Raw genomic sequence first — 24541 nt, 5'->3', positions numbered from 1 at the left:
TGGGATTACTTGCGATTTCTTAACCAGACTGTTACTGAATATACCTTATAATCTCAAATTGCCGTCTCACATTCTCTGTGGCGTCCTAAAATAAGTTTACAGTTTCGGAGTGAATTTAGTAGTTCATGCTTATAGTCCTACTATCCGTTTACAGTATCTCAACTAAAAGTCAGCTGGCAACTTCTAGCTCTACTTCCCCTTTCTTATAGTAATTCTTCCAGCGTTTTCGCAAATCGCCCTTTTGCTGATGAGCTTGCTGTGGGGTCAGCATGTCACAACTGCTATGAGGCCGTAATGAATTATAGATTAGGACAGCCTGGGCAATCCCTTTTTTGGCTATAGCCAAGGTAGGATAGTGATCAGCTAACAGCTCCTCTTTTAAGATACCATTCACCCGTTCGGCGATCGCGTTTTCCAATGGATCTCCGCTCTGCGTCATGCTGATCTGGATGTTATTATTCTTTATAAGACTCACATACTCCAGGCAACAATATTGCACGCCCCGGTCACTATGGTGAATCAATCCATCCGTGTCTTGGCAGTCTTTCAAGGCCATCGACAAGGCTTTCAGACTACCCATCGCACTTAGCGTTTCTGATACACAGAAGCCGACGATTTTTCGGCTATAAGCATCGGTCACCAAACTTAAGTAAGCAAAGCCATCCCCTACCAATATATAAGTTATATCGCTCACCCATAACGAGTTGGGCACATTGGGTACATACTCCCGTATTAGATTCGGATACTTCCGCTTCGGCGGTCCGATTCTGCCAGTGATTCGAAAAGGTCGTCTGCATCCTACGGCGACGCTTTTTCACTAATAACTTATGGGCTCGTAGCAAATCAAACAGCGCATCCCGGCCCAGCTTCAACTGGTGTTCTTGGACAAAATCCTGCATCAGCACCAGTAATTTTCGAGTGCCTAGCCGGGGTTGCAGCGAGCGATGCAGCAATACTTGCGGAATAACCAGCTCGGCCTCAAAGCAATTCTGGTTATTATTCTTCTCAAATTGATAAAAGGCCTGCCTGCTGTAACCAATCGGACCGCAGCCGCGGACGGTCGCCGAAGCGGCAGTGCACACAACGCCGACAGGCTGTGTCGCTTTTCGCTGTGGCTCACTTTGTTGACCGCTTGGTTCGGACCGCCGATGCGGCCAAACTTTTTTCGGATCGGGACTTGCAGTTCATCCTCGGCTATATCGAGCATGGCGTTCAGTAACTTATTGCGTAGTTGTTCCTGATCCAAAAATTTCTGGAGTTGCTCAACGCTAGGCGGTTGATTAGGTTTGGGCTTCATGGGATCGGAAGATAAGCCCACGCCTTTTAGTTTAGCTTGTTGTTGTGCTTGATACTTGAGCACACATCGATTTATTGTGGCTTTACTGATGCCATACTTTTTCTCTAGTTGCAGGTAAGTACACCCACCCAGCAAGTATTCTCGTACTGCCTTTTGTCGTTTGTTCATGTTACAGCTCAATTGTGGGCTGTAAACCTATTCTAGGACATGACATGAAAAAAGAGATGAGTATGTGATACAAAACTTCAGGCAAAAGATCGTGCTGAAGTGCGGTTCACAATACGACAATAAATAAGTAACCCGATCACTTGATCGGAGTGCTTATTTATGTATTATAACATCATATTGATCTCTTCCAGCAGGCCGGGAGGACCAGCCGACGTAAAGGAGTAGTGCGAGGATCGGCCAACTCGTCGTTCCCCAGCTAATCAATATTTTGAAAAGGATTTTTAACTAGGTACTCCCGTTTGATGAAAAAGGTAGTGAAGCTCCCCAAGAAGCCCAGTATAATGTAGTAGCGAATCCCTACGCTAGCCAGATCAAAGAATTGCTACATCAGTTTAGGTGCGATTTTTTTGAACAGCCGCTGTTTTTATTCATCTTCTATAGACGTTTGATAAACTGACAAACGAATAAGCTGTAAATACAACGCCCTCCACAACTTTTGTACTTGATCCGTTGTGTAAACCAAATGAAAAAAGCCAGTCAGCGATTAAGCTAACTGGCTGATTTTCAGTGTCGGGGTGGCAGGATTCGAACCTACGACCTCCTGCTCCCAAAGCAGGCGCGATACCGGGCTACGCTACACCCCGATGAGGAATTTTAAAGTTAGAAGATGTAAAGTTACTCATACTTTAGCCCACTTTACAACTATATAACCCAATAACTTTATTCTTCCTGCGGAGAGAGAGGGATTCGAACCCTCGGTACCGTTACCAGTACGACAGTTTAGCAAACTGTTCCTTTCGGCCTCTCAGGCATCTCTCCGAAGCCAATCTGCTCTTCCCGAACGATTGGGACACAAAGATAGATGTATTCAACGTTTTCAGCAAGAGACTACCTGAAAAATCTTTTTAGAATCATTAATTTCGCCCTTTCTGGTGTACATCATAGTCAGTCTTTTCTGGCTCAGCATCAGTCCAATACCTGCTCAGTATGACCTGGCTGTATTCGTTTACACGTATCGAATTTATTTTTATTGGCTTGTTCGTTGGCCTTTATACGCTCTACGTTTGGCGTACTTTTCGTCTGGCCGCACAGCTGAATACGCCAGCTTGGGGGGTAATTCCTAAATTTTTTCTCCGAGGAAGTTATTTGGTTTTACTAATTATTGCTTTGCTGGGCCCCTCGTTTGGTGAGGCCGAAGGAGATCTCGTTACGACCGACCGTGATACGTTTCTGGTCGTTGATATTTCGCGATCAATGAATGCGGGCGACGTAGTGCCAACCCGTTTAGAACGTATCAAATACGATATCCAGCAACTCTGCGATACGTTACCTACCAATCGGTTTGGTTTGATTCTGGCTGCAAACTCCCCATTCGTTTTATCACCTCTTACGGCCGATCACGATGCGTTGAAACAATTTATCCGGGAGGTACGTACTAATGCATCGCCTTCGGGAGGAGCCGATTTATGTAGTGCGCTTGAATTAGCTCGACAGAAGCTTTTCATCGATCCGTCAGCCCGACTTAGTGTAAAATCAATTATCGTTTTCAGCGACGGTGAAAATTTTTCCCCCTGCGAACGAACTTTGCTGTCTCAGCTTCGCTCGCAGGGTTTATCTGTACTGGCAGTTGGCGTTGGTACAGAAGCCGGTGCTACCATACGTAATGGGCGCGATTTTGTACGCGACGACGATCAGCAGATTGTCCGTACGAGGCTTAACCGTTCATTTTTACAGGATATGGCTCGCGATACTCGGGGTCATTATCTGGAGGCTGACGCCAATGGTCAGTATGTCAATGAATTAGCTAACGTAGTACGAAATCTAAAAGGGCGTTCTATTGATCAGCGCCGAATAGCTGTGTCGACTAATAAGTATTATTATTTTCTAATGGTTGCCTTTGGTTTACTCGCCCTTGACCTGATTGTTACAATTCGAACGTTCCGACTGTGAGTTCATATCAAGCTTTCCAGTTATTTTTGGGTCAAATTAAAAAGAGTTAGTAGTATTTAACGGTCATGTATTGTCAGAAGTTAGCAGATACACTATTTGCCGGATTTATCATCCTTGTAATTGGATTTTACTCCATTGGAAAGTGCTCTCTGACCATATATAACTACCAGTCTTTATAAATAACAGGTTATTTTAGTGTATGCTTTACCTACTGATTGCTGCCTGGTTTTTATTGCCTGAACTGCTACCAGCAAACCAAATTTCACAAAATAACAAGGCTCGTCAGGAAGCGCAAAAGGCGTATCAGACCGGTAATTTCAAGCGAGCATTAGGTTTGTATACGAAACTTAACAGAACCTCTTCCCTCGCCGACCCGGCTGTCAGGCTGAATCTGGGGCATACCTATTTCCAGTTAAAGCAGTATCAGAAAGCCAGATCGGAATATGAATCCCTGCTCCGGTCAGCAAGTCCCGAATTAAGAACGTCTGCCGCCCATCAGTTAGGCGTATTAGCCTGTTTGGAAGGTGATAGTACCACAGCCCTCGTCCTATTTCAGGAAGCTCTGCTGGAGAATCCGGGAAACGAACCAGCCCGTTATAATTTTGAGTTGGTGAAAAAGTATTATTCGGGTCGAAAAGCGAAACCTAAGTCTAATAAAAAAAATCAGCAACAACAGACAACTACCCAACTCGTTCCATCGGGTGGGCAGCAGGTAGAACGTTCGGAGCGGCAGGATGAACTGTTACGTCGGTTCCGGCGTCTGAATCTAAACGAAGAACAGGCTATGCAGTTGCTCGACGCTATGCGGGGCGACGATCTACCGTATGCGCTAACCCGGTCGGCCCGACGCTCGGCAAATAAACCGTCGGCTGAAGGAAATCGCTGGTAAACGTAGTGAATGGTAATAATGTAAAATGAATAATGTTTTTCGTACGAATTATCCGTTATTCATTTTGATAAGTACGGATTGAATTATGAATGAAGTGGTAATAATTTCGGCGGTGCGAACGCCCATTGGTAGTTTTGGTGGAACTCTGTCCACTCTATCAGCCATTGAGTTAGGGGCAGCGGTCATTCGCGGAGCGCTCAATCGCGCTGGTGTTGCCTCTGAACTTGTGCAGGAAGTCTATATGGGGAACGTAGTGTCGGCCAACCTTGGGCAGGCGCCCGCTAAGCAGGCCGCCCTTAAAGCGGGGTTACCTGCTACTATTCCCTGCACAACCATCAATAAAGTATGTGCGTCGGGTACTAAGGCCATCATGTTGGCAGCGCAGGCTATTCAACTCGGACAGGCCGACGTAGTGGTAGCGGGGGGTATGGAAAGTATGTCAAATACCCCCTACTACGTTCCAAAAGCCCGTTTTGGCTATAAATATGGCAACGCCGAACTCGTAGATGGTCTCGCTCGCGACGGGTTGGTTGATGCCTATGATCAGTGCGCAATGGGTGTTTTTGCGGATACGACTGCCCAAACGTATGGCATTAGCCGCGAGCAACAGGATGCATATACAGTGCAGTCTTATAAGCGAGCCGAAGCTAGTACCGAAAGTGGACGGTTCGGCGCAGAGATTATCCCTGTTGAAGTTCCGGGACGTAAAGGTATAGTTACTGTAAGTGAGGATGAAGAATACAAAAACGTTATTTATGACAAAATTCCTTCACTGAAAGCGGCCTTCACACCTAAAGGAACCGTTACGGCTGCCAGTTCGTCCCCCATCAGCGATGGCGCTTCTGCATTAGTAATCATGAGCCAGCGTAAAGCTAGTGAGCTTGGGCTCAAACCATTGGCCCGAATTCTGGCTTATGCCGACGCTGAGCAGGAGCCAGAATGGTTTACAACCGCTCCCACAAAAGCAGTTCCACTGGCCCTCGAACGAGCCGGTTTAAAAGCATCTGATATTGATTTTTTTGAGGTAAATGAAGCTTTTGCAGTGGTGCCGCTGGCGTTCAGCAAAGTTCTTGACATACCCCAGGAAAAACTAAATGCATTTGGTGGAGCCGTTTCCATTGGTCACCCGCTGGGTGCATCGGGCGCACGTATCGTTACTACGTTAACCAACGTATTGCAGCAAAATGGAGGCCGCTACGGTGCTGTGGGCATCTGCAATGGTGGTGGTGGTGCATCGGCTCTTGTCATTGAAAAACTCTAGAATAAATTATTGTAAAGCGGACAGTCCGCCAGCGGTGGAACCGGCAGCGGCCGACCGTCCGCAATTACTAACTCAAAGTTGCGGATGGTCGGCCGCTGCCGGTTCCGCCCGCCTTACTGCATGAACGCCATTCAGGAAACTAATTTTCAATTTCCCGGCCAGACAGGCTTTTATCGGGGTAAAGTGCGCGATGTGTATTCGTTCGCGGAAAAGCTGATCATGGTTGCCACCGACCGAATTTCAGCTTTCGACGTAGTACTACCTCGGGCCATTCCCTTTAAAGGACAGGTACTGAACCAGACGGCCGCTCATTTTTTACAGGCAACCAGCGATATTGTTCCGAATTGGCTCTTGGGCGTACCCGATCCAAACGTGAGCGTGGGGCTACGTTGTGAGCCTTACGCCGTTGAAATGGTAGTACGTGGGTATCTGGCCGGCCACGCCTGGCGGACGTATCGCGATGGGCACCGAACCCTTTGTGGCGTATCGCTCCCGGAGGGACTGCGCGAAAACGACCGGCTTCCAACGCCAATTATTACGCCGTCGACGAAAGCGCACGAAGGACATGACGAAGACATTAGTCGTGAAGAAATACTACGTCAGGGTATTGTTTCTGAAAGTGAATATGTTCAGTTGGAGCAGTACGCCCTGGCTTTATTTGAGCGTGGTACGTCAATGGCCGCTGAACAGGGGCTGATTCTGGTCGATACCAAATACGAGTTCGGAAGCCTGAACGGAAAGGTGTATCTTATCGATGAAGTCCACACACCTGACTCTTCGCGGTATTTCTATGGCGACACCTACGATGCGAATCAACAGGCAGGGCAACCGCAAAAACAATTATCTAAAGAATTCGTTAGAGAATGGCTTATTGCCAATAACTTTCAGGGAAAAACCGGGCAAACCGTACCGGCCATGTCGGACGAGTGGATCGGGCAGATTAGCAAGCGCTATATCGAATTGTTTGAAACGGTAACGGGACAGTCGTTCCAGCCGGCCGATTCAACAAATCCGCTCGAACGCCTTGAAGCCAATATTTTGCGTATTCTCAATCAATAAACGTATCAGTACTGGAAAAGTAAGTAGGTAATCTATAGTCAGTAGTCGTAGTTAAAATTGATCAATAGTTTGTTGCCACTAACGTAACGACGAATGACAATCGGCCATTTCTAATCTCTCTTGTCAGATAACTATGGACTGTTTCCTCACTTTTTTCGATTCTGCAACGTAGCCTCTAACATGAACTATACCATTGAAAAAAACGAGCGATACGCGCTCATCCGGTTAGCGGAAAACCAATTTGACGAAACCTTAAACACCACCTTCGAGACGTTAAGTCGAAATCTGTTTCGGGAAGGGTACAGCAATATCATTGTTGATGTAGCTCCTGTTCAGGGCGTTGATCAGGCAGGCGTTATGAGTCTTCGTAAAATCAGTCGACAGTGCGCAAACGAACTCGGGTTGCTGGTACTGGTGACCAAAAATGACAGCTTGATCGATACGTTGGATCGGGCTAATATCGGCGATTTAACCATTTTACCAACGGTTGAAGAAGCGATCGATGCTGTTTTCATGAATGAATTAGAAAACGATTTTCGGAGCGAAGATGATGATGAGTACGACGCCGAAAGTAGCGTCGGTCGCGCCGATGTCTAACGTAATGACTGCTCAGGAAAGCCATCCCCATCGTTCAGGTCACCAACCGTTTGCACTCACGGTGCTGGGAGCAGGCTCTGCTACGCCTACCCTCCAGCTTCATCAGACGTCGCAACTGTTGACTGTTGGCAATGAATACGTGCTTATCGATTGTGGCGAAGGCACTCAGTTTCGGTTGATCGAGCAACGTATCAAAACCGGGCGGCTGCGGTATATTTTTATCAGTCATTTACACGGCGACCATTATTTCGGGCTGGCTCCTCTCCTATCCTCCTTTAATCTGGCCGGACGGACGGAAGACTTATACCTGTTCGGCCCTAAAGGACTCGACGAGATTCTCACCACTATTTTTCGCATTTCTGATTCAAGATTAGGATATACTATTCATTATCAACCTGTTGACCCGAACGTATCGTCTATACTAATTGACAATGCGCAGATGACTGTGCAGTCTATTCCACTGGAACATCGTATCGATTGTACAGGCTATCTTTTTCGCGAAAAACCCGCAAAAGCTCGGTTGTTACGGGATAAATTGCCCGTCGATATTCCGATCGAGTATCTAAAGCAGTTGAAGGATGGGCGGGACGTAGTAGATGCCAATGGACAGGTTTTGTACGCGACTGCTACGTATACCGAGCCAGGGCCAGAGCCTCGCTCTTATGCGTTTTGCTCCGATACACGCTACGTTGAAGCTTTGGTTCCGCTGCTTCAAGGGGTCGATCTGCTTTACCACGAAGCGACTTTCCTGGAAGACAATGCCGAACGAGCCGATGAAGTTTTCCATTCAACGGCCCGGCAAGCCGCTACTATTGCAGCTAAAGCGCACGTAGGCCGCCTGCTTATTGGTCATTTTTCGTCGCGCTACAAACAGTACGATCAGTTTCAGGAAGAAGCCCGTGCTGTGTTTCCTGAAACTTACCTTGCCATCGAAGGACAAACAATTCATTTGTAAGATTAACAAAAACAGCCCGCTGCCAAATCAGTGGGCTGTTTTTGTTCAAGGGTTGTTGGCACAAATAAGGCAACGTAGCACTACGTTGGCCCTTAAACATGCCGGGCGCTAAGAATCCTGTTCACTCACGTCAACTGAATTCTGTTCTGTTTATATTTAGCCCCTTAAACCTGACTCCTTTCGTAATGCTGGCTTTTCGCCTGGGATTCTTAGACATCAGTTGGCTCGATTTGCTTGATATTGGCCTGGTGGCTCTGCTCATTTATCAGATTTATAACCTTGTTCGGGGAAGCGTAGCCAGCCGGGTTTTTGTCGGGTATTTGCTCGTTTACCTGGCTTATCTGCTTGTCAAAGCCTTGGGTCTCAATTTGATGACTACTATTCTGGAGTATTTTATCAGCGTCGGTGCCCTGGCGTTGATTATCATTTTCCAGCATGAAATCAGGCGATTTCTACTTCTCATCGGCAAATCGACGAACATCACCAACAGCCGTTTTTTTCGACGATGGCTGCTACGTAATACCACCGAACGTACCGAAACGCACACCCCGCTAAAACCTATTCTGGATACCTGCAAAGCGTTGGGTGCTGAGTTTTCCGGAGGGTTACTGGTGCTACAGAAAAATGACGATCTCGAAAAATTTGCCCAATCGGGTGAGCTGATCGACGCCGACGTAACAAAATCGCTTCTACTCGCTATTTTTAGTCAATACAGTCCGTTGCACGACGGTGCCGTTATTATTGGTAATGGCCGTATTCGGGCCGCCCGCTGTATTCTGCCCGTTTCAGAAGACGATGAACTTCCGCCTTCGCTTGGTTTCCGTCACCGGGCTGCGCTGGGCATGAGTGAAGCAACCGACTCTGCCGTGATTGCAATTTCGGAAGAAAGTGGGCGGTTGGCGCTGGCCATCAACGGCGAATTGTTTACCAATTTAAGTTTGCCTGAGCTGGAGAGCCGTCTGGAGCGGTACTTACGTGAGCAGGGCTGATAATAAATGACGATTGGCAAAACGGGAAAGATGTCTCGTTCCTTTTAATTCGATTTTAATTTACTTTTGCCTCAAACGGTCTTGTAAATACTTCGTTTCTGGAATGCCGTTTTTAATTTCTATTGAGAATACTCTGTAGAAAATTAGTTGACAGTAATCATTTTTGACTTAAAACAATAATGTTTTATGAGTTTGTACGATAAGGTATTCAGCCATAACAAAGAGTGGGTACAACAGCAACTGAACCTCGACTCGAGCTATTTCTCGGAAATGGCTAAGAACCAGACCCCCGAATTTCTCTACATTGGGTGCTCCGATAGCCGCGTATCGCCAGACGCATTTATGGGTACCAAACCAGGAGACGTGTTTATCCATCGCAATATTGCCAATCTGGTTCCAAACAACGATATCAGTTCACTAGCCGTATTGCAGTATGCTGTCGAAAATTTAATGGTTAAGCACGTTATCGTCTGCGGACACTACGGCTGTGGTGGGATTAAAGCATCTACCACCCACGATGATTTTGGCTACATGAATACCTGGCTACGTAACATACAGGACGTTTATCGCCTGCACCGAGAAGAGCTGGATGCCATTGAAGACGGTGAAGCCAGACACCGACGCCTGGTCGAGTTGAACGTACGTGAGCAATGCCTGAACGTAATGAAACTCAACTTCGTACAAAAGCGTCTGTTCGGAAGTGAGGACATCAAAGTGCATGGTTGGGTATACGATCTGGCAAATGGTCAACTCAAGGACATGCAGGTTTCCATTGACGATCTCCAGCCAAACCTGGCCATTTACCGATTTAAAGATTCGGGTGCTCCAGTCGTTTAATACGTTCGTTACCATCGCATGAACCAACGACTGGCCCACATTGCCCTTGTCGTCGACGATTACGACGAAGCCATTACGTTTTATACGCAGAAATTAGGCTTTACGCTAGTCGAAGACACACCTTTAAGCAAAACGAAACGCTGGGTACTGGTCAAGCCAACAGGTCCAGGTGAGTGTTGTTTATTGCTGGCGAAAGCCGCTACGTCTGAACAACAAAGTCGCGTAGGGAATCAGACAGGTGGGCGGGTTTTCCTGTTTCTGCACACCGATGACTTTTGGCGTGATTATAATAGACTGGTAGCCAACGAGATTAATTTTGTTCGTCAACCGGCGAATGAAGCATACGGCACGGTAGCTGTTTTCGAAGATTTATACGGTAATCTGTGGGATTTGATCGGCCCTGGTTAGATCATAATTTTTTGTCCTGCTGACGAAGCCGGCGGCTCGGCTTCGTCAGCAGGACAAAAAATTATGGCTTACTCGTTGCCTTTGCAGGTGCTCCAGCCGCTCCCTGACGTAGCAGCCACTCAGCGAGTTCTTTAGCAGCCCGATAATTCTCGTACTGGGCTGGAATCTTCCGCCCGTCTACATATTCATTATAAAGCCAGGGATCTCCTACCGCAAAAACGGTTCCTTTACCTACTTTCGCTACGCCCATAATTATGTCGCCTGCGTCGGTTACAGCCGCTTTGGCAGGCGCTTTCACATCTAGTGGCGATAACTCCTTAATATATACAACTCTGGTGTCGGCAAAAATGCCGTTGCCCGCTGGTATGTTAATTTTCCCCTGCTCAAACTTGTCGCCTTGAACCATGTTCCGGTTTTTAGGCAGAAACTGCATCCCAAAACGAGCCGCCAGTTTGTTAAATTGCTTATGCTCGCAGTTCGACGTATCGTTGGCCATGAGCACCAACGTACCGCCCTCTTGCACCCAATTAGCAATGGCCGCTACGTCTTTCTCGCTAACGTAGTTGGGTGAAGGAGTTTCTTTTGGTGTATCGGGGTCGACAATAATATATACGTCCGTGCCTTTTAACGTAGCGGCTGTTGGTGGACCGGCAATCGTCGCAGTTTTGGCACCTAACTGCTTGAAAATATTTCCCCACCAGAAAAATCCGGAGTGCTGCCGGTCGTCCCAGGTGTAGTGGAAAGGTTCGGGTTGCCCGTTGTAATCTTTCCGTGATTCGTGATTAAAATAGGTATCAACGGCCACCATTTTCCCTTTTCCGACAGCATTTTCATCAGCGATTTCCATCTCAACGCTCGCCATGATAAACGGACCTACACCTTTCAGATCATCCTGCCGTAAGGGTTCGCTCAGGTAATATTCATAGCTACCATCGCGGTATGGCGTGCCACCCAGCCCGCCAACGAGCACGGTTTTCTCCAGATGAATCATACCTTTTTCGTCGGTAGAGATGAAATTCTTCAACATGCCATCGTAGCCTTTGCGGGCATTTGCCAGAAGTGACGCGGGCAGATAACCCAACCGTACACCTTTCGCCAGCGCGTACACAAACATGCTCGAACCCGATGCTTCCAGATAATTACCTTTGTCGCCAATTCGGTCCGTTATCTGATACCAGCAACCCGATTTAGGGTCCTGATACTTTACTATCGCCGGCATCAACCGATTCAGAATTGCCAGCAGTTCTTTCCGGCGAGGTTGATTTTCAGGTATTATTTCCAGTACATCAACAAGTCCCATCGCATACCAGCCCATTGCCCGGCTCCAGAAGTTCGGCGAATTTCCCGTTTTAGGGTTGGCCCATTTCTGCTCGCGGCTTTCGTCCCAACCGTGGTAAATCAGACCGGTTTTAGGGTCCCGAGCGTGGTTCTCCATCCAAACGAACTCATTGATAACCTCATCGAATTGTTTCGGATCGCCAAACAGTTTGGTATACTCTGCAAAAAACGGTTCGGCCATGTACAACCCGTCGAGCCACATCTGGTACGGATACCGTTTCTTATGCCAGAAACCACCTTCTTTAGTTTTGGGTTGCCCAGCCAGCTGTTTACGTAGCAAATCGGCCGCTTTCCGGTACTTCTCTTTCCCAGGCAACGACTGCTGAAATAATAACAATACCGATCGACCGGGTGTAATGAAATCAAGGTTATAATCGTCCAGCCGGTAGGTGCGAATATCACCATCCGGCTTTACAAACATGTCCGTATTTTTCTGGATATATTTAAAATACGTATCATCGGCCGTTCGGTACCAAACCTGTTTAATGCCTTCCAGCAACACACCTTTTTCATAATCCCAGTGCGAGGGCAGTTGCCGTCCATCTCTTCTGTATGAAATCGAGTCAGGATTACTGTCCATAATAGAAGCCGCCATTCGCTGCGACCACGGCATGGCACTGGGTTTAACCGTCGTCTGGGCTAGGGCAATTGGGCCGAATGCCAGCATAACCGGTAACAGTAGAATTCTCATTGTTAATTATCTTTGCTTGTCGCTATAAGATAGGTAAGAACGAGTAATTTCTACTGCTTATGACTGCCTTAAGCCACTTCGTTAGCGTCATTCATTGTCGCCATATTTTGGAGAACCCAAACTAATTTTTGCCTGTTATCCACGTAACGTAACCATACGTAGTACATTAATTCTGCCGAATAAATACCGGCCTATTTCCGTATGATTCATCAACTTTCGCTGGCTCTCTCCCCCGAAGAAGCACTCAACGAAGCGGTTTTCCGTCAGCAGGTGCTACGTCAACTTTCTCTGCCCGATACCGACGATATTGTTGTCCGGAAACGTCGGCAGTCCATCGATGCCCGAAACCGTCAGGTGCGGGTCCAGGTTGAAACAGACGTCTTCGCGGGTGAAACACCTCCCCCACTTCTCCGGTACCAGAAACCTCAGACTGACGTCAGCCGGGCTCCGCAAGCTATTGTCGTCGGTGCCGGACCAGCAGGTTTATTTGCTGCTTTGCGGCTTGTCGAATTGGGCATTAAGCCAATTGTACTGGAGCGTGGTAGTGATGTACGCATTCGCCGTCGCGACCTGGCAGCGATCAATAAAGACCACGTAGTAAATCCAGAATCGAATTATTGCTTTGGTGAAGGAGGAGCTGGTACGTATTCCGACGGAAAATTGTACACCCGCTCGACCAAACGGGGCGATGTCCGACGGATTTTGGAAATTTTCGTAGCCCACGGTGCTACCGAACAAATTCTGGTGGATGCTCATCCGCACATTGGCACTAACAAGCTACCAAACGTAGTGGCCGACCTTCGAAACAGTATCATACTGGCCGGTGGCGAGGTTCGTTTCGACACCAAAGTAGTTGATATTCTGCTAGATGGCGAACAAATAAAGGGTGTCATTTTGGCTAATGGCGATACGTTGACGGGCATTGGCGTCATCCTGGCAACGGGGCATTCGGCTCGCGATATTTTTCAGCTGCTGCACGAACGTAGCGTCCATATCGAGGCAAAACCATTTGCGATGGGCGTACGGATTGAACATCAGCAATCGTTAATTGATCAGTTTCAATACCATCGACCAAATCGGGGCGAGTACCTTCCGGCTGCTTCCTATAGTTTAGTAACGCAAACGAAATTTAAGGGGGTAGAACGTGGCGTTTTTTCGTTTTGTATGTGTCCGGGTGGGTTTATCGTGCCCGCTGCTACGTCGCCGGGCGAGCTGGTTGTCAATGGCATGTCGCCATCACGTCGTGATTCGCAATACGCCAATTCGGGACTGGTAGTGGCCATTACCGAAACCGACCTGGCTCCTTACGCCGATGCTGGCCCGCTGGCAGGCCTAATCCTGCAGCAGGACCTCGAACGGTGGGCTTGTCGCCAGGGGAACCGCGAAGGAGCTGAAGTCTCACAAACGGCTCCAGCACAACGTATCGCCGACTTTGTAGACGGACGTGTATCGAATGAACTGTTACCGACCTCGTATCAGCCGGGGCTGGCCTCGGTCGATATGATGGACGTATTACCTGACCACATTGCCCAGCCGTTACGTCAGGGCTTACGTGATTTTGGCCGAAAAATGCGTGGGTATCTGAGTAACGATGGACAAATTATCGGCGTAGAAAGCCGAACGTCATCGCCGGTACGTATCCCTCGTCACCGCGATACGTGTGAACATGTCGGCATTCGGCGACTGTTTCCTTGTGGCGAAGGGGCTGGTTATGCTGGTGGTATCGTGTCGGCTGCTATGGATGGCGAACGATGCGCAGAAGAATTGGTTAAACTTTATAAATAAATTGTTAGTAGTTAGCTGTGCAATAAGGTTTTACCACAGCAATTACAAACTAATAACGATAGACCGACGACTGTAAATTCAAACATGATTGATACCTCGTTTCATACCTTTACCGAAGATCTCCGCCAGCGGTTACAGCAGCCGTTGCCGGGTGAAGCGGCCCATCGGAAGATGGCGTCGTCGAATCGGTATCGGATGGGCATCAAGCCCAACGAGCGAACCCGTCGAAGTGCGGTGTTGATCTGTTTTTATCCTTATCAGCAATCGATCTATCTGCCCTTGATACTACGTCCGCAGTATGATGGCGTACATGCGGGACAAATGGCTTTTCCCGGTGGTCGGATGGAACGATTTGATGAAAATCTTGTCCGCACGGCCTTGCGAGAAGCGCAGGAGGAAGTCGGCATTCGGGTATCGGATGTAAAGGTGCTGGGATTACTGACCGAATTATATATTCCACCCAGCAATTTTTTTGTGCAGCCGGTAGTTGGTGTTCTCCCCTACCGACCCGATTTTTACCCCGATCCTCACGAAGTTGAGGCAGTTGTTGAAGTTGATTTAGAAACACTTCTGGATGAAACTATCGTCGGTGATAGCCAGATTGAAGTGCGAGGAATGATGATCGACGCCCCTTTTTATCAGATTCAAGGACATCGGGTTTGGGGAGCTACGGCTATGATGATCAGCGAATTACTGATGGTAATGGATTCGTAGTTACTACGTCTATTAATAAAACCATTTACGTATTTATAAAAATCACTCCTGCTGAGCACTGTTAAACAAAGTCGCCAGATTAAATATCATCCCTTCAGTGATGGTTACGTCATGGTCCCAACCATCACGAATCAGAATGGAATCAGCCGATTCAGATTCCCAGATAACGGGGGTGTGTTCGGTAAAAATCCAGATTACTTTCTTAACGCCAAACTCGTGCAGTTCACGGCTTTTTTTTATAAAGTAATCGTGTTGGAACCGGTATTTGGTCAGGTCAGCTTTAGTATCAATTTCAATCACGTAATCGGGTGCTATTTCCATGTATTTATTTGTGAAAACATACCCTTTTAGTCGTTCTTTTTCATAAATAGCAATATCGCACGAACGCCATTTTTTCTTGCGAATCTGAACGCCTACCTCACTGGACATTATCCGCAAGCGTTTGTTATACGGGTGAGCGAATAGAAAACGTTGAACTATTTCAACTAAAAAACTCTGCAATCCACTAGACCCCATAATCTCTTCTGGCTCTTTTAGCCCTTTCAATACGTCCCGATAGCCTGCGTAATAAATCGGCTTTTCGTCCATTTCGTAGACGAGCTGACTTAGCAGAAGTTGCTGCTGCCGACGTTGTTCGGGCGTCAGGGCTGTTTTTCGGGGCTTACGTTTCTCCTCAACCGGTATCATGGCGTTGCTTGTTTACTGCAATATACGGAGAAATTGTCCGCTGTGCCCGTCGCGAAATAGAGTTCGGCCACGGCTTTCTGGTTCTTGGTTTTCGAATCCTCTCCTTAGACGGAAATCGATACGTTTGGTTTCGCGAGGAGTAATCAAAAAAGAGAACATTCGCCGAAATCATTAAAAAATCAACAATATGTAGTTTGATGCAAAGTCATAAATCATCTACATTTCGACTGTTTAACTGCCACAGTCAGGAAAATCTACTTTTATGCCTACTCGCTACCTGCTCATTTGCCTGATTTTGCTCAGTATTTCACTACGTAGTACAGCCGCACAAGTTGATACGTTAGACATACCGAGCGCCAGTATGGGTCGTACGCTACGTGCCGCTGTTGTATTACCAGCCTCTTACGCCGACAAAAAAATGCGCAAAGCAGGGCAACCATTTCCGGTGCTTTATCTGCTCCACGGTGGCACGGGCAGCTACCGCGACTGGCTGACAAAAACGCCCGACAAATCGCTCCTGCACCGACTCTCTGACCAATACAATCTGATCATCGTTACACCCGATGGAGACCCCACCAGTTATTATTTCGATAGTCCGCTGGTAAAAACAAGTCAGTTTGAAACGTTTATCTCGAAGGAATTGATCGATAAAATCGATAATACGTACCGAACTATTCGTGAGCGCAAAGGACGTATCATTGCCGGACTAAGCATGGGTGGGCACGGAGCGATGTTCATTTCCTGTCGTCACCCGGAGTTGTACGCGGCCGCTGGCAGTATGAGTGGCGTGATGAACATCAATACAGCGAGATGGAAAGTACCGGCCGAATTTGCGCAATCCCGCAGCGAAAACTTCAAAAAATTGCTGGGTCCGCCAAAGGAGGGCGATGCTCCTTATCCGGGCTACACGATGGTCACGCTGGCGGACCAACTGAAGGCCAATAATTTGCCACTTATATTTGATATTGGCGTGGATGATTTTTTGATCGATACCAACCGGGATCTGCACCGTCGATTGCTCGATAATAAGACCCCGCACGATTACATCGAACGACCCGGCGCGCATACTTGGGAATACTGGGAAAACGCCTTACCCTATCAATTGATCTTTTTCAGCAAAATTCTGAAAGCTAACGGTGCCGCTGTACTTTAACTCAATACGTAGTAAACTTCAGGTTGTAGAAATATTTTCAGGCATTAACCTCTTTTTTACAACGTATCATTTCTAGGCGTAGCTAAGTAGTTCCTGAAAACAATCCATCTCTCGGGTTTAGTATCGACGAACGTATCATTTTGATAAACAATCAGCTATATACGTCGAACATTGATCTACTAATCGCGTTATTGCTACGTATACCTAGAATTTCTTAGGCGTTTTTACGCATAAAGCGTTGCCTTTCAGTAGGATATTCCCAAAAAGTGTTTATAAAAAACTCATTTCGGAGAAGTAAAGGTCGATTGATATAGTCTTAAACATCAATAGCTTTGTAGTCTGTAACAAATACGTAATTTGTACGGTTAATTTCTTCGTTCTCTCTTGCTAATTTTTTCTCTGTGAAAAGGTGGATTGCTATCGGCCTCGTCGCTCTGGTTGTCGGCGGGATTATTGTGTATAATAAAATATTACATCCAGCTCCCGGAGCTTCGGGCGGTGGTCCTGGCGGTGGGGGCCGGGGAGGTGGTCAGGGTGGAGGTCCCGGTGGTAAGGGAGGCAAGGATGCTCCCCCAACCAACGTCAACGGTTTTGTCGTGATTGCGAAACGGCTTCAGGAAGATATTGTCTCGAGTGGCTCTCTGTTAGCGGCCGAGCAGGTCGACATTTATCCTGAATTATCGGCACGTATTACACAACTTAACATTCAGGAAGGGCAGCCTGTGGCCAAAGGCGCGCTACTGGTCAAGCTCTTCGACGCTGATTTGCGGGCACAGCTTCAGAAACTTCAGGCCCAGGCCGATAACGCCCGGCGAACTGAAGAACGTAACAAACAGCTATTGGCCCGTGGTGGTATCAGCCAGCAGGAATATGACATTGTGACAACGAATCTGCAATCGTCGCTGGCCGATATCGACCTGGTAAAAGCAAATCTGCAACGTACTGAAATTCGGGCACCGTTCTCAGGTGTTATTGGTCTGCGGAATGTTAGCCCTGGCGCTGTGGTGTCACCGAACACACTGATTGCTAGGTTACAGCAGGTATCATCTTTAAAACTTGATTTTTCAATTCCTGAAAAATACGGTCCTTATGTGCGAAGCGGCAGCACAGTTTCGTTTTTAGTTGATGGGACCGCGCAGCCAAGTCAGGGTGTAGTGTATGCCGTGGAGCCAGGCGTAGAAGAGCAAACCCGTAACCTGCGGATTCGGGCGCGGGTCAACAACGCATCCTCGCGGTTCCGCCCCGGTACGTTTGCCCGTGTTACACTGACCGTTCAGAATGAACAAAGTCTTGTTGTACCGACGCAGGCGGTTATTCCGCAAACCCGAACGAATCAGGTCATTTTAGTTAAAAATGGCAAAGCGGTATTTAAAGATGTAAAAACTGGCCTGCGAACGGCTGGCACTATTCAGGTATTATCAGGCTTAAGTGCCGGAGATACAGTTGCAACAACGGGGCTGCTGTTCCTCAAACCCGACTCACCCGTTAAAGTTGGAAAAGTAATCGCGCTGCCCGGCAATGGCCCCAAAGTTGCCCAAAATTGAAAGAGTTATAAGGTTATAGAGTTGTAAAGGTTGCTGATGCAAAACACCTTACAACCGCACCGGCGAACCGGTCTATAACATTACAACTCTATAACGGTACAACCTTACAACTCTATAACGCTGTAAAGCAATGTCTCTTCCCGAACTTAGTCTAAACCGGCCTGTTTTCGCAATGGTGATGTCCATTGTGATTGTTCTGTTTGGCATTATCGGCTTCACGTTTCTGGGGGTACGAGAGTACCCGGCCATTGACCCGCCTGTGATTTCGGTGCGAACGAACTACGCGGGCGCTAACCCCGAAATCATCGAATCGCAGATTACAGAGCCCATCGAAAAATCGCTGAACAGTATTGAAGGCATTCGGACGATTTCGTCGAATAGTTCGCTGGGTGCCAGCACCATTACGGTTGAGTTTAACCTCGATGCCAATCTGGAGCAGGCTGCCAATGATGTCCGCGACAAAGTGGCACAGGCTCAGCGGCAACTTCCGCAGGACATCGACGCTCCCCCGGTTGTCACGAAGGCCGATGCCAACTCCGAGCCGATTATTTTCATGAACGTGCAAAGCACAAACCGTAACCCGACCCAGTTGTCGGATTATGCCGAGAATGTGCTTCAGGAACGTATTCAAACCATTCCAGGCGTGAGCCAGGTCCAGATTTACGGGCTGAAACGTCAGGCAATGCGGCTCTGGATCGACCCTATCAAACTGACTGCATATCGCCTGACGACGCAGGACATTCAGGCCGCGCTGAACGCTCAGAATGTGGAGCTACCGAGCGGGAAGGTGTATGGAAACAACACCGAACTGACCGTAAAGGCCGTAGGTCGTCTTACATCTGAAGACGATTTTAATAACCTGATTCTCCGTCAAACAGCCAACCAGATTATCCGGCTTAAAGACGTCGGATACGCCGTAATCGGCGCTGAAAACGAAGAAACCATCTCGAAGCAAAACGGGGTAGTAGGCGTATCGATGGCGTTGATTCCGCAACCGGGCGCAAACTACGTGAACATTGCTGATGAGTTTTATAAGCGATTCGATCAGATTAAGAAAGAGTTACCGAGCGACATCATTTGTTACATTGGGGTTGACCGTTCTACGTTTATACGGCGGGCCATCGAAGAAGTGGGCGAAACGCTGATTATTTCGTTTGTGCTGGTTGTCATTGTCATCTACCTGTTCTTCCGCGACTGGCTGATTGCATTCCGTCCGCTCATTGACATTCCAGTTTCGCTTATCGGCGCATTCTTTATTATGTATGTAGCCGACTTCAGTGTAAACGTATTGACCCTGCTGGGAATCGTACTGGCAACGGGTCTGGTGGTGGACGACGGGATTGTAGTGACGGAGAATATTTTCAAGAAGATTGAGCAGGGAATGGACACCGATAGAGCGGCCCGCGAAGGCTCCAACGAGATTTTCTTCGCTGTTGTTTCTACCTCCATTACGTTGGCAATTGTGTTCCTGCCGATCATCTTCCTTCAGGGATTCGTCGGTCGATTATTCCGGGAATTCGGGATTGTGGTGGCTGGAGCCGTATTGATTTCGGCCTTCGTATCGCTGACGCTGACGCCCGTACTGAGCGTAAAGCTGACCAGTAAAAACCACGGTCGGTCCTGGTTTTACCGCAAAACGGAACCCTTCTTCGAATGGCTTGATGATACGTATCGGGCTTCGCTGAATGGGTTCATGCGGAAACGCGGCTGGGCACTGGCCATGATTGCAGCCTGTATAGCGATCATTTTTGGCATCGGCTCACTGCTGAAATCAGAGTTGGCTCCCCTCGAAGACCGGGGCCGAAGCCGCATTTCGATCACCTCGCCCGAGGGTACCAGCTATGAATCACAGGCCAACATTACTGATCGCGTAATGCAGTTTGTGATGGATTCTATTCCTGAAAACAAACTGGCTTTCAGCGTGGTAGCACCTGGCTTTTCGGGATCGGGATCGGTTAACTCATCATTCGTTATGGTTAACATGGTCGATGCCGTCGACCGGAAACGTTCGCAACAGGAAATCGTCGATTACCTGACTAAAAACCTTCGGAAGTTTACCGAAGCCCGCATGTTCCCGAGCCAGGATCAGACCATTCAGGTCGGCCGTGGCGGTGGTCAGCCCGTACAATTCGTAATTCAGAACCTGAATTTTGAAAAGCTTCGGGAAAAACTTCCTGTTTTCATGGATGAGGTTCAGAAAGATCCTACATTCGTGAACCCCGATACCGACCTGAAGTTCAATAAACCCGAACTGAACATTACCATCGACCGGGAAAAGGCGACGAACCTCGGCATTTCGGTGCAGGACGTAGCGCAGACGCTCCAGTTGGCACTCAGTAACCGACGCCTTGCCTACTTCCTGATGAACGGAAAACAGTATCAGGTAATCGGGCAGGTGGACCGGGGCGACCGCGATGAACCGTTTGATCTGGCCTCGTTCTACGTTCGCTCGAACTCTGGCCAACTCATTCAGTTAGATAATCTGGTGAAGTTTCAGGAAGTCAGCAGTCCTCCGCAAGTATATCACTACAACCGATTCAAGTCGGCGACGATTCAGGCCAGCTTAGCTCCGGGCAAAACCATTGGCGACGGCGTGGAAGCCATGCGTGCCATTGCCGCACGCACGCTGGATGATACGTTCCAGACCGCCCTCTCCGGACCCTCGCGTGACTATGCCGAGAGTTCAGGTAATACGTTGTTTGCATTCCTGCTGGCGCTGGTTCTGATTTATCTGGTCCTGGCCGCTCAGTTCGACTCATTCATCGACCCACTTATTATCATGATGACAGTGCCGCTGGCGTTAGCGGGAGCCGTATTCTCACTGTGGATGTTTAACCAGACGCTGAATATCTTTAGTCAGATAGGTATCATCATGCTTGTAGGACTGGTTACGAAAAACGGTATTCTAATTGTAGAATTTGCCAACGAGCAGCGACTAACGGGCAAGAATAAATTTGAAGCCGCTGCCGAATCGGCCGCACTACGTCTGCGTCCTATTTTGATGACCACTCTAGTGGCTGCGTTTGGTGCTCTACCGCTGGCACTGGCGCTGGGCTCTGCTGCGAAAAGCCGGGTACCCCTGGGTATCGTAATTGTGGGCGGACTATTGTTTTCGCTCGTACTGACGCTCTATGTAGTACCGGTCATTTATACATATATGACCCGTCGGAAAGATGTACAGCCCGGTGAGGAACATCACTCCAAGGATGATAACGAAGGCGGTAAGCCGAAACCACAACCAGTGGCCGCTCAGGCATAATCAAGTTAACGTAGCAAACGAAAAAGGTGAATCTGGACGTACCAGATTCACCTTTTTCGTTTGCTACGTTTGTAGGCTCCGACAGCCCGAGCCTGTCGGAATCGTGTTAGCAATTGATCGGATAACACTAACCATTCGGCTATAACCGACAGCCGGAGCCTGTCGGAGCCCATAAAAAACTCCCCACCGAAGCAGGGAGTTCGTGTTATTTCTGACAGAAATTAATTACAGTTTAAATATCGATACGTTGTATTCGTATGGGTACGTATAATTCAACGTATATCCAGCTGTTTTACGAATCTCTCCTTTCGATAGTGGGAAGCCATCGTTATTGAGAACATAGCTGTATGTTACATCTTCAATAACAGTGTTCGAAGGCAGATCGATGAGTTTGAACGAGGTTAATAACTTACTCGAAAACTTACCATAAATCGGCAGGAACTGATGAATCTGATCGTGCATGGTCATCCAGATTGGATTCATATAAACTTTATCCGTTGCGCCCTGAAACTGGAACTCCATTCTTTGTTTTTTACCGCTGATCGAGATATCAATTTTCTCCAGGTTACCGTTGCCATCGTAGCTGAAAATATACTGCTCATTGTTGCCTACAATCGATTGCAGTTTTCCGGCTCCATTGTACTGATAATCATACTGAACCTGCGAAGTATGCACACCGTTATCGTATTTATTGACGATCGACGTTTTTGCACGCTTCTGAGCATCGAAGAGCACCAGCGTTTTATTCCATAATTTAAAATTGTGGAACTGTTGAATCGTCATGCCCGACCCGTTGGATGCCCGTGTATATTCCCAGTAAGAGTTCGGTTCGAATGTTGACCCAAGCTTGCTGACGTTGCCATCTCCATCATACGATAGCGTTGAACTACCATATTTCACCAGCGTATATTTTTTGAAAGGCATCGCAACAATATCGCCAGAATTAATCGGTGTGTTGCTGGGATTCTCAGGGCGGGTATCGGTTGGCGAACTACCGTTATCCGGCCGAACTGAATCCATCATACTCTCTTTACTACAAGATACTAAGCTCATTGACAGAGCAACTGCAAACAGGGCAAGCGTACTTTTGAACGTGTTCATTGTTGTTGTTTTGTGAATGATTATAAATTTTAGCTCGTTCATTTGTTTGAACGACACAAAGGTAGCGGGGTGCCGCGCGCCGGTACCAGTATGAATCAACAACAGGAGATTCCGGGTAAATAACTGTCGGATTTAACAGGCTGATGTGCAGAAAATGACCTGTCCGGAACAAATAGCATTACGTATACTCGATTTTTGTAAGTTCCTATTTGCTTTTCGTTGGTTTAGGTCGGTCTGCTCTCGTACGTTTGCATCCAACTAAAAACACATCATTATGAGCACAACAATGCAAAAACGCCATTTGGGCAACAGTAATCTTGACGTGTCAGCCATTGGCCTTGGCTGTATGGGCATGAGCTACGGCTACGGACCACCCAAAGACAATAAAGAAATGATTACCCTACTACGTAACGCTGTGGATCAAGGTATTACGTTCTTCGATACGGCTGAAGTGTACGGGCCTTACATCAACGAAGAACTGGTCGGCGAAGCGCTGGAACCGTTCAAAGGCGACGTAGTGATTGCCACCAAATTCGGTTTTAATATTCAGGATGGAAAAATGGCTGGCGTCAATAGCCGCCCCGATAATATACGTAGTGTGGCCGAAGCTTCCCTGAAACGACTGCGGGTAGATGTTATCGATTTGTTTTATCAGCACCGCGTTGATCCGAACGTACCAATTGAAGACGTAGCAGGAACCGTAAAAGATTTGATTCAGGAGGGGAAAGTAAAACACTTTGGCTTGTCGGAAGCGGGGGCACAAACGATACGTCGGGCTCATGCCGTACAGCCGGTAACTGCCCTGCAAAGCGAGTATTCTCTCTGGACCCGCCAGCATGAAAAAGAAATTATTCCGACTATCGAAGAATTGGGCATTGGTTTCGTGGCGTTTAGCCCGCTTGGCAGGGGTTTTCTAACCGGCAAAATCGATGAAAACACCCAGTTTGCGGAAGGTGACCTACGTAATACGCTGCCGCGATACACTGAAGAAGCTCGTGTTGCCAATAAAGCCCTGCTGGATTTGCTTCAACAATTTGCCGAACGACGTAACGCTACGTCCGCACAGATTGCGTTAGCCTGGGTGCTGGCGCAAAAGCCCTGGATTGTGCCCATTCCGGGCACCACGAAGTTGCATCGTCTGACCGAAAATAACGGAGCCGCTGCAATTCAGCTAACGGCCGAAGAACTCCAGGAAATTGAGCATGCCTCTGCCCAGATCGACGTAGTGGGTGATCGGTACACCGAACAAATGGAGAAATCGACGGGGCTGTAGCCATTCTTAATTTAAACCCTTCTCACTCATTAGTCCGTTAAAACTGTATGAGATACGGTTGTTTTGTCTAAGTTTATCGTGCGTAACGATAAACATGATGAGACAACTGAAATTTAGAGCCTGGACCCGGTTCAATACAATTTACCGAATGGACTATCTGTCGGGTTTTTTCTTTTATGGCGAAGAATCTGATCAGGTGCACCTGTTCCTGCCCAACGATGGGGGCGATTTTCTGGTCCCAAGCGCAAATGTCATTTTAATGCAATTCACCGGCCTTGTCGATAGTAATGGCAGTGATATTTATGAAGGCGATATCATTGCCATTGACGACAAAACGACGTACAAAGTTTATTGGGATACGGAGAATTGCTACTGGGCCATTCTTTCCAGACAAGGCGACGAGCATGGTCCGTATGGCGGGGCACTCATTCAGAATACGGGTTACAGCCGCTCCCGGAAACGGGTTGTTCTGGGCAATATTTATCAGAATCCTGATCTTCTGACCGAACAATAAGGCCGCCCAATTCAAGTTCTGGTAAAATATACGTACCGACGCAACCCTTCGGAATTTTCTTACGTATTGTTG

21 protein-coding genes and 2 tRNA genes are annotated in these 24541 nt (G+C 47.7%); 16 read left to right on the top strand and 7 right to left on the bottom strand.

What is annotated here, in order from left to right:
* Positions 1 to 169: 169 nt before the first annotated feature.
* From ACYVF1_RS24195 to ACYVF1_RS24180, 4 genes are all read right to left on the bottom strand, one after another.
* Positions 170 to 778, bottom strand: a complete 609-nt coding sequence (locus tag ACYVF1_RS24195; protein ID WP_461084267.1) for an IS3 family transposase — start codon at positions 776 to 778, stop codon at positions 170 to 172.
* Positions 779 to 922: 144 nt separating this feature from the next.
* Entirely contained in the window at positions 923 to 1465 is a 543-nt protein-coding gene (locus ACYVF1_RS24190; protein ID WP_461083754.1) for a hypothetical protein, read from the bottom strand.
* A 570-nt stretch (positions 1466 to 2035) separates the two neighbouring features.
* Positions 2036 to 2109, bottom strand: a tRNA-Pro gene (locus ACYVF1_RS24185).
* A gap of 88 nt (positions 2110 to 2197) precedes the next feature.
* Positions 2198 to 2284, bottom strand: a tRNA-Ser gene (locus ACYVF1_RS24180).
* Between the two features lie 168 nt (positions 2285 to 2452).
* Here ACYVF1_RS24180 and ACYVF1_RS24175 point away from each other — a divergent pair.
* The 9 genes from ACYVF1_RS24175 (at position 2453) to ACYVF1_RS24135 (ending at position 10410) form a co-directional block, all read left to right on the top strand.
* Positions 2453 to 3415 carry a vWA domain-containing protein gene (locus ACYVF1_RS24175; RefSeq protein WP_461083752.1) on the top strand — a complete coding sequence of 321 codons (963 nt, stop codon included), beginning with the start codon at positions 2453 to 2455 and terminating at the stop codon, positions 3413 to 3415.
* A gap of 199 nt (positions 3416 to 3614) precedes the next feature.
* Positions 3615 to 4304 carry a tetratricopeptide repeat protein gene (locus ACYVF1_RS24170; protein WP_461083750.1) on the top strand — a complete coding sequence of 230 codons (690 nt, stop codon included), beginning with the start codon at positions 3615 to 3617 and terminating at the stop codon, positions 4302 to 4304.
* Positions 4305 to 4389: 85 nt separating this feature from the next.
* Positions 4390 to 5565 carry an acetyl-CoA C-acyltransferase gene (locus ACYVF1_RS24165; RefSeq protein WP_461083748.1) on the top strand — a complete coding sequence of 392 codons (1176 nt, stop codon included), beginning with the start codon at positions 4390 to 4392 and terminating at the stop codon, positions 5563 to 5565.
* Between the two features lie 120 nt (positions 5566 to 5685).
* A complete protein-coding gene (locus ACYVF1_RS24160) occupies positions 5686 to 6624 on the top strand; it encodes a phosphoribosylaminoimidazolesuccinocarboxamide synthase (protein WP_461083746.1) in 939 nt (312 codons plus the stop codon).
* A gap of 180 nt (positions 6625 to 6804) precedes the next feature.
* Positions 6805 to 7221 (top strand): STAS domain-containing protein, encoded by a 417-nt coding sequence (locus ACYVF1_RS24155; protein WP_461083744.1) that lies wholly within the window; start codon positions 6805 to 6807, stop codon positions 7219 to 7221.
* A 4-nt stretch (positions 7222 to 7225) separates the two neighbouring features.
* Positions 7226 to 8176, top strand: a complete 951-nt coding sequence (locus tag ACYVF1_RS24150; RefSeq protein ID WP_461083742.1) for a ribonuclease Z — start codon at positions 7226 to 7228, stop codon at positions 8174 to 8176.
* A 185-nt stretch (positions 8177 to 8361) separates the two neighbouring features.
* A complete protein-coding gene (cdaA, locus tag ACYVF1_RS24145) occupies positions 8362 to 9165 on the top strand; it encodes a diadenylate cyclase CdaA (RefSeq protein WP_461083740.1) in 804 nt (267 codons plus the stop codon).
* A gap of 186 nt (positions 9166 to 9351) precedes the next feature.
* Positions 9352 to 10002, top strand: a complete 651-nt coding sequence (locus ACYVF1_RS24140) for a carbonic anhydrase (protein ID WP_461083738.1) — start codon at positions 9352 to 9354, stop codon at positions 10000 to 10002.
* Positions 10003 to 10020: 18 nt separating this feature from the next.
* Positions 10021 to 10410 carry a VOC family protein gene (locus ACYVF1_RS24135; protein WP_461083736.1) on the top strand — a complete coding sequence of 130 codons (390 nt, stop codon included), beginning with the start codon at positions 10021 to 10023 and terminating at the stop codon, positions 10408 to 10410.
* Positions 10411 to 10471: 61 nt separating this feature from the next.
* Here ACYVF1_RS24135 and ACYVF1_RS24130 read toward each other — a convergent pair whose 3' ends face one another.
* Positions 10472 to 12439 (bottom strand): glycoside hydrolase family 88 protein, encoded by a 1968-nt coding sequence (locus tag ACYVF1_RS24130; protein ID WP_461083734.1) that lies wholly within the window; start codon positions 12437 to 12439, stop codon positions 10472 to 10474.
* A 201-nt stretch (positions 12440 to 12640) separates the two neighbouring features.
* Here ACYVF1_RS24130 and ACYVF1_RS24125 point away from each other — a divergent pair, with 201 nt between their 5' ends.
* A complete protein-coding gene (locus tag ACYVF1_RS24125) occupies positions 12641 to 14224 on the top strand; it encodes an NAD(P)/FAD-dependent oxidoreductase (RefSeq protein WP_461083732.1) in 1584 nt (527 codons plus the stop codon).
* 84 nt (positions 14225 to 14308) lie between these two features.
* Positions 14309 to 14938 (top strand): NUDIX hydrolase, encoded by a 630-nt coding sequence (locus tag ACYVF1_RS24120; protein ID WP_461083730.1) that lies wholly within the window; start codon positions 14309 to 14311, stop codon positions 14936 to 14938.
* A 42-nt stretch (positions 14939 to 14980) separates the two neighbouring features.
* Here the strand turns inward: ACYVF1_RS24120 and ACYVF1_RS24115 are convergent, their stop codons facing one another.
* Positions 14981 to 15625 carry a hypothetical protein gene (locus tag ACYVF1_RS24115; protein ID WP_461083728.1) on the bottom strand — a complete coding sequence of 215 codons (645 nt, stop codon included), beginning with the start codon at positions 15623 to 15625 and terminating at the stop codon, positions 14981 to 14983.
* A gap of 262 nt (positions 15626 to 15887) precedes the next feature.
* On the opposite strand from ACYVF1_RS24115, the gene ACYVF1_RS24110 reads away from it, so the two are divergent.
* The 3 genes from ACYVF1_RS24110 (at position 15888) to ACYVF1_RS24100 (ending at position 21581) form a co-directional block, all read left to right on the top strand.
* A complete protein-coding gene (locus ACYVF1_RS24110) occupies positions 15888 to 16778 on the top strand; it encodes an alpha/beta hydrolase (RefSeq protein WP_461083726.1) in 891 nt (296 codons plus the stop codon).
* A 401-nt stretch (positions 16779 to 17179) separates the two neighbouring features.
* Entirely contained in the window at positions 17180 to 18322 is a 1143-nt protein-coding gene (locus tag ACYVF1_RS24105) for an efflux RND transporter periplasmic adaptor subunit (protein WP_461083724.1), read from the top strand.
* Between the two features lie 130 nt (positions 18323 to 18452).
* Positions 18453 to 21581, top strand: coding sequence for an efflux RND transporter permease subunit (locus ACYVF1_RS24100; protein ID WP_461083722.1), 3129 nt, complete (start codon positions 18453 to 18455; stop codon positions 21579 to 21581).
* 225 nt (positions 21582 to 21806) lie between these two features.
* Here the strand turns inward: ACYVF1_RS24100 and ACYVF1_RS24095 are convergent, their stop codons facing one another.
* Complete coding sequence (locus tag ACYVF1_RS24095) at positions 21807 to 22682, bottom strand: hypothetical protein (RefSeq protein ID WP_461083720.1); 876 nt, start codon at positions 22680 to 22682, stop codon at positions 21807 to 21809.
* A 286-nt stretch (positions 22683 to 22968) separates the two neighbouring features.
* On the opposite strand from ACYVF1_RS24095, the gene ACYVF1_RS24090 reads away from it, so the two are divergent.
* Together ACYVF1_RS24090 and ACYVF1_RS24085 are read left to right on the top strand one after the other, a co-directional pair.
* Positions 22969 to 23955 carry an aldo/keto reductase gene (locus tag ACYVF1_RS24090; RefSeq protein ID WP_461083718.1) on the top strand — a complete coding sequence of 329 codons (987 nt, stop codon included), beginning with the start codon at positions 22969 to 22971 and terminating at the stop codon, positions 23953 to 23955.
* 94 nt (positions 23956 to 24049) lie between these two features.
* Positions 24050 to 24469, top strand: a complete 420-nt coding sequence (locus ACYVF1_RS24085) for a YopX family protein (RefSeq protein WP_461083716.1) — start codon at positions 24050 to 24052, stop codon at positions 24467 to 24469.
* Positions 24470 to 24541: the final 72 nt, after the last annotated feature.

It is taken from the genome of Spirosoma flavus (assembly GCF_054778555.1).
The sequence above is the reverse complement of the archived record's forward strand: the minus strand, read 5'-3'. Positions and strand labels throughout refer to the sequence as shown.

What these genes read in the sequence shown, in the direction of transcription:
- ACYVF1_RS24190 (WP_461083754.1), bottom strand. Translation starts at nt 1,465, where the DNA reads ATGAACAAACGACAAAAGGCAGTACGAGAATACTTGCTGGGTGGGTGT.
- ACYVF1_RS24175 (WP_461083752.1), top strand. Translation starts at nt 2,453, where the DNA reads ATGACCTGGCTGTATTCGTTTACACGTATCGAATTTATTTTTATTGGC.
- ACYVF1_RS24170 (WP_461083750.1), top strand. Translation starts at nt 3,615, where the DNA reads ATGCTTTACCTACTGATTGCTGCCTGGTTTTTATTGCCTGAACTGCTA.
- ACYVF1_RS24165 (WP_461083748.1), top strand. Translation starts at nt 4,390, where the DNA reads ATGAATGAAGTGGTAATAATTTCGGCGGTGCGAACGCCCATTGGTAGT.
- ACYVF1_RS24160 (WP_461083746.1), top strand. Translation starts at nt 5,686, where the DNA reads ATGAACGCCATTCAGGAAACTAATTTTCAATTTCCCGGCCAGACAGGC.
- ACYVF1_RS24155 (WP_461083744.1), top strand. Translation starts at nt 6,805, where the DNA reads ATGAACTATACCATTGAAAAAAACGAGCGATACGCGCTCATCCGGTTA.
- ACYVF1_RS24150 (WP_461083742.1), top strand. Translation starts at nt 7,226, where the DNA reads ATGACTGCTCAGGAAAGCCATCCCCATCGTTCAGGTCACCAACCGTTT.
- cdaA (WP_461083740.1), top strand. Translation starts at nt 8,362, where the DNA reads ATGCTGGCTTTTCGCCTGGGATTCTTAGACATCAGTTGGCTCGATTTG.
- ACYVF1_RS24140 (WP_461083738.1), top strand. Translation starts at nt 9,352, where the DNA reads ATGAGTTTGTACGATAAGGTATTCAGCCATAACAAAGAGTGGGTACAA.
- ACYVF1_RS24135 (WP_461083736.1), top strand. Translation starts at nt 10,021, where the DNA reads ATGAACCAACGACTGGCCCACATTGCCCTTGTCGTCGACGATTACGAC.
- ACYVF1_RS24130 (WP_461083734.1), bottom strand. Translation starts at nt 12,439, where the DNA reads ATGAGAATTCTACTGTTACCGGTTATGCTGGCATTCGGCCCAATTGCC.
- ACYVF1_RS24125 (WP_461083732.1), top strand. Translation starts at nt 12,641, where the DNA reads ATGATTCATCAACTTTCGCTGGCTCTCTCCCCCGAAGAAGCACTCAAC.
- ACYVF1_RS24120 (WP_461083730.1), top strand. Translation starts at nt 14,309, where the DNA reads ATGATTGATACCTCGTTTCATACCTTTACCGAAGATCTCCGCCAGCGG.
- ACYVF1_RS24115 (WP_461083728.1), bottom strand. Translation starts at nt 15,625, where the DNA reads ATGATACCGGTTGAGGAGAAACGTAAGCCCCGAAAAACAGCCCTGACG.
- ACYVF1_RS24110 (WP_461083726.1), top strand. Translation starts at nt 15,888, where the DNA reads ATGCCTACTCGCTACCTGCTCATTTGCCTGATTTTGCTCAGTATTTCA.
- ACYVF1_RS24100 (WP_461083722.1), top strand. Translation starts at nt 18,453, where the DNA reads ATGTCTCTTCCCGAACTTAGTCTAAACCGGCCTGTTTTCGCAATGGTG.
- ACYVF1_RS24095 (WP_461083720.1), bottom strand. Translation starts at nt 22,682, where the DNA reads ATGAACACGTTCAAAAGTACGCTTGCCCTGTTTGCAGTTGCTCTGTCA.
- ACYVF1_RS24090 (WP_461083718.1), top strand. Translation starts at nt 22,969, where the DNA reads ATGCAAAAACGCCATTTGGGCAACAGTAATCTTGACGTGTCAGCCATT.
- ACYVF1_RS24085 (WP_461083716.1), top strand. Translation starts at nt 24,050, where the DNA reads ATGATGAGACAACTGAAATTTAGAGCCTGGACCCGGTTCAATACAATT.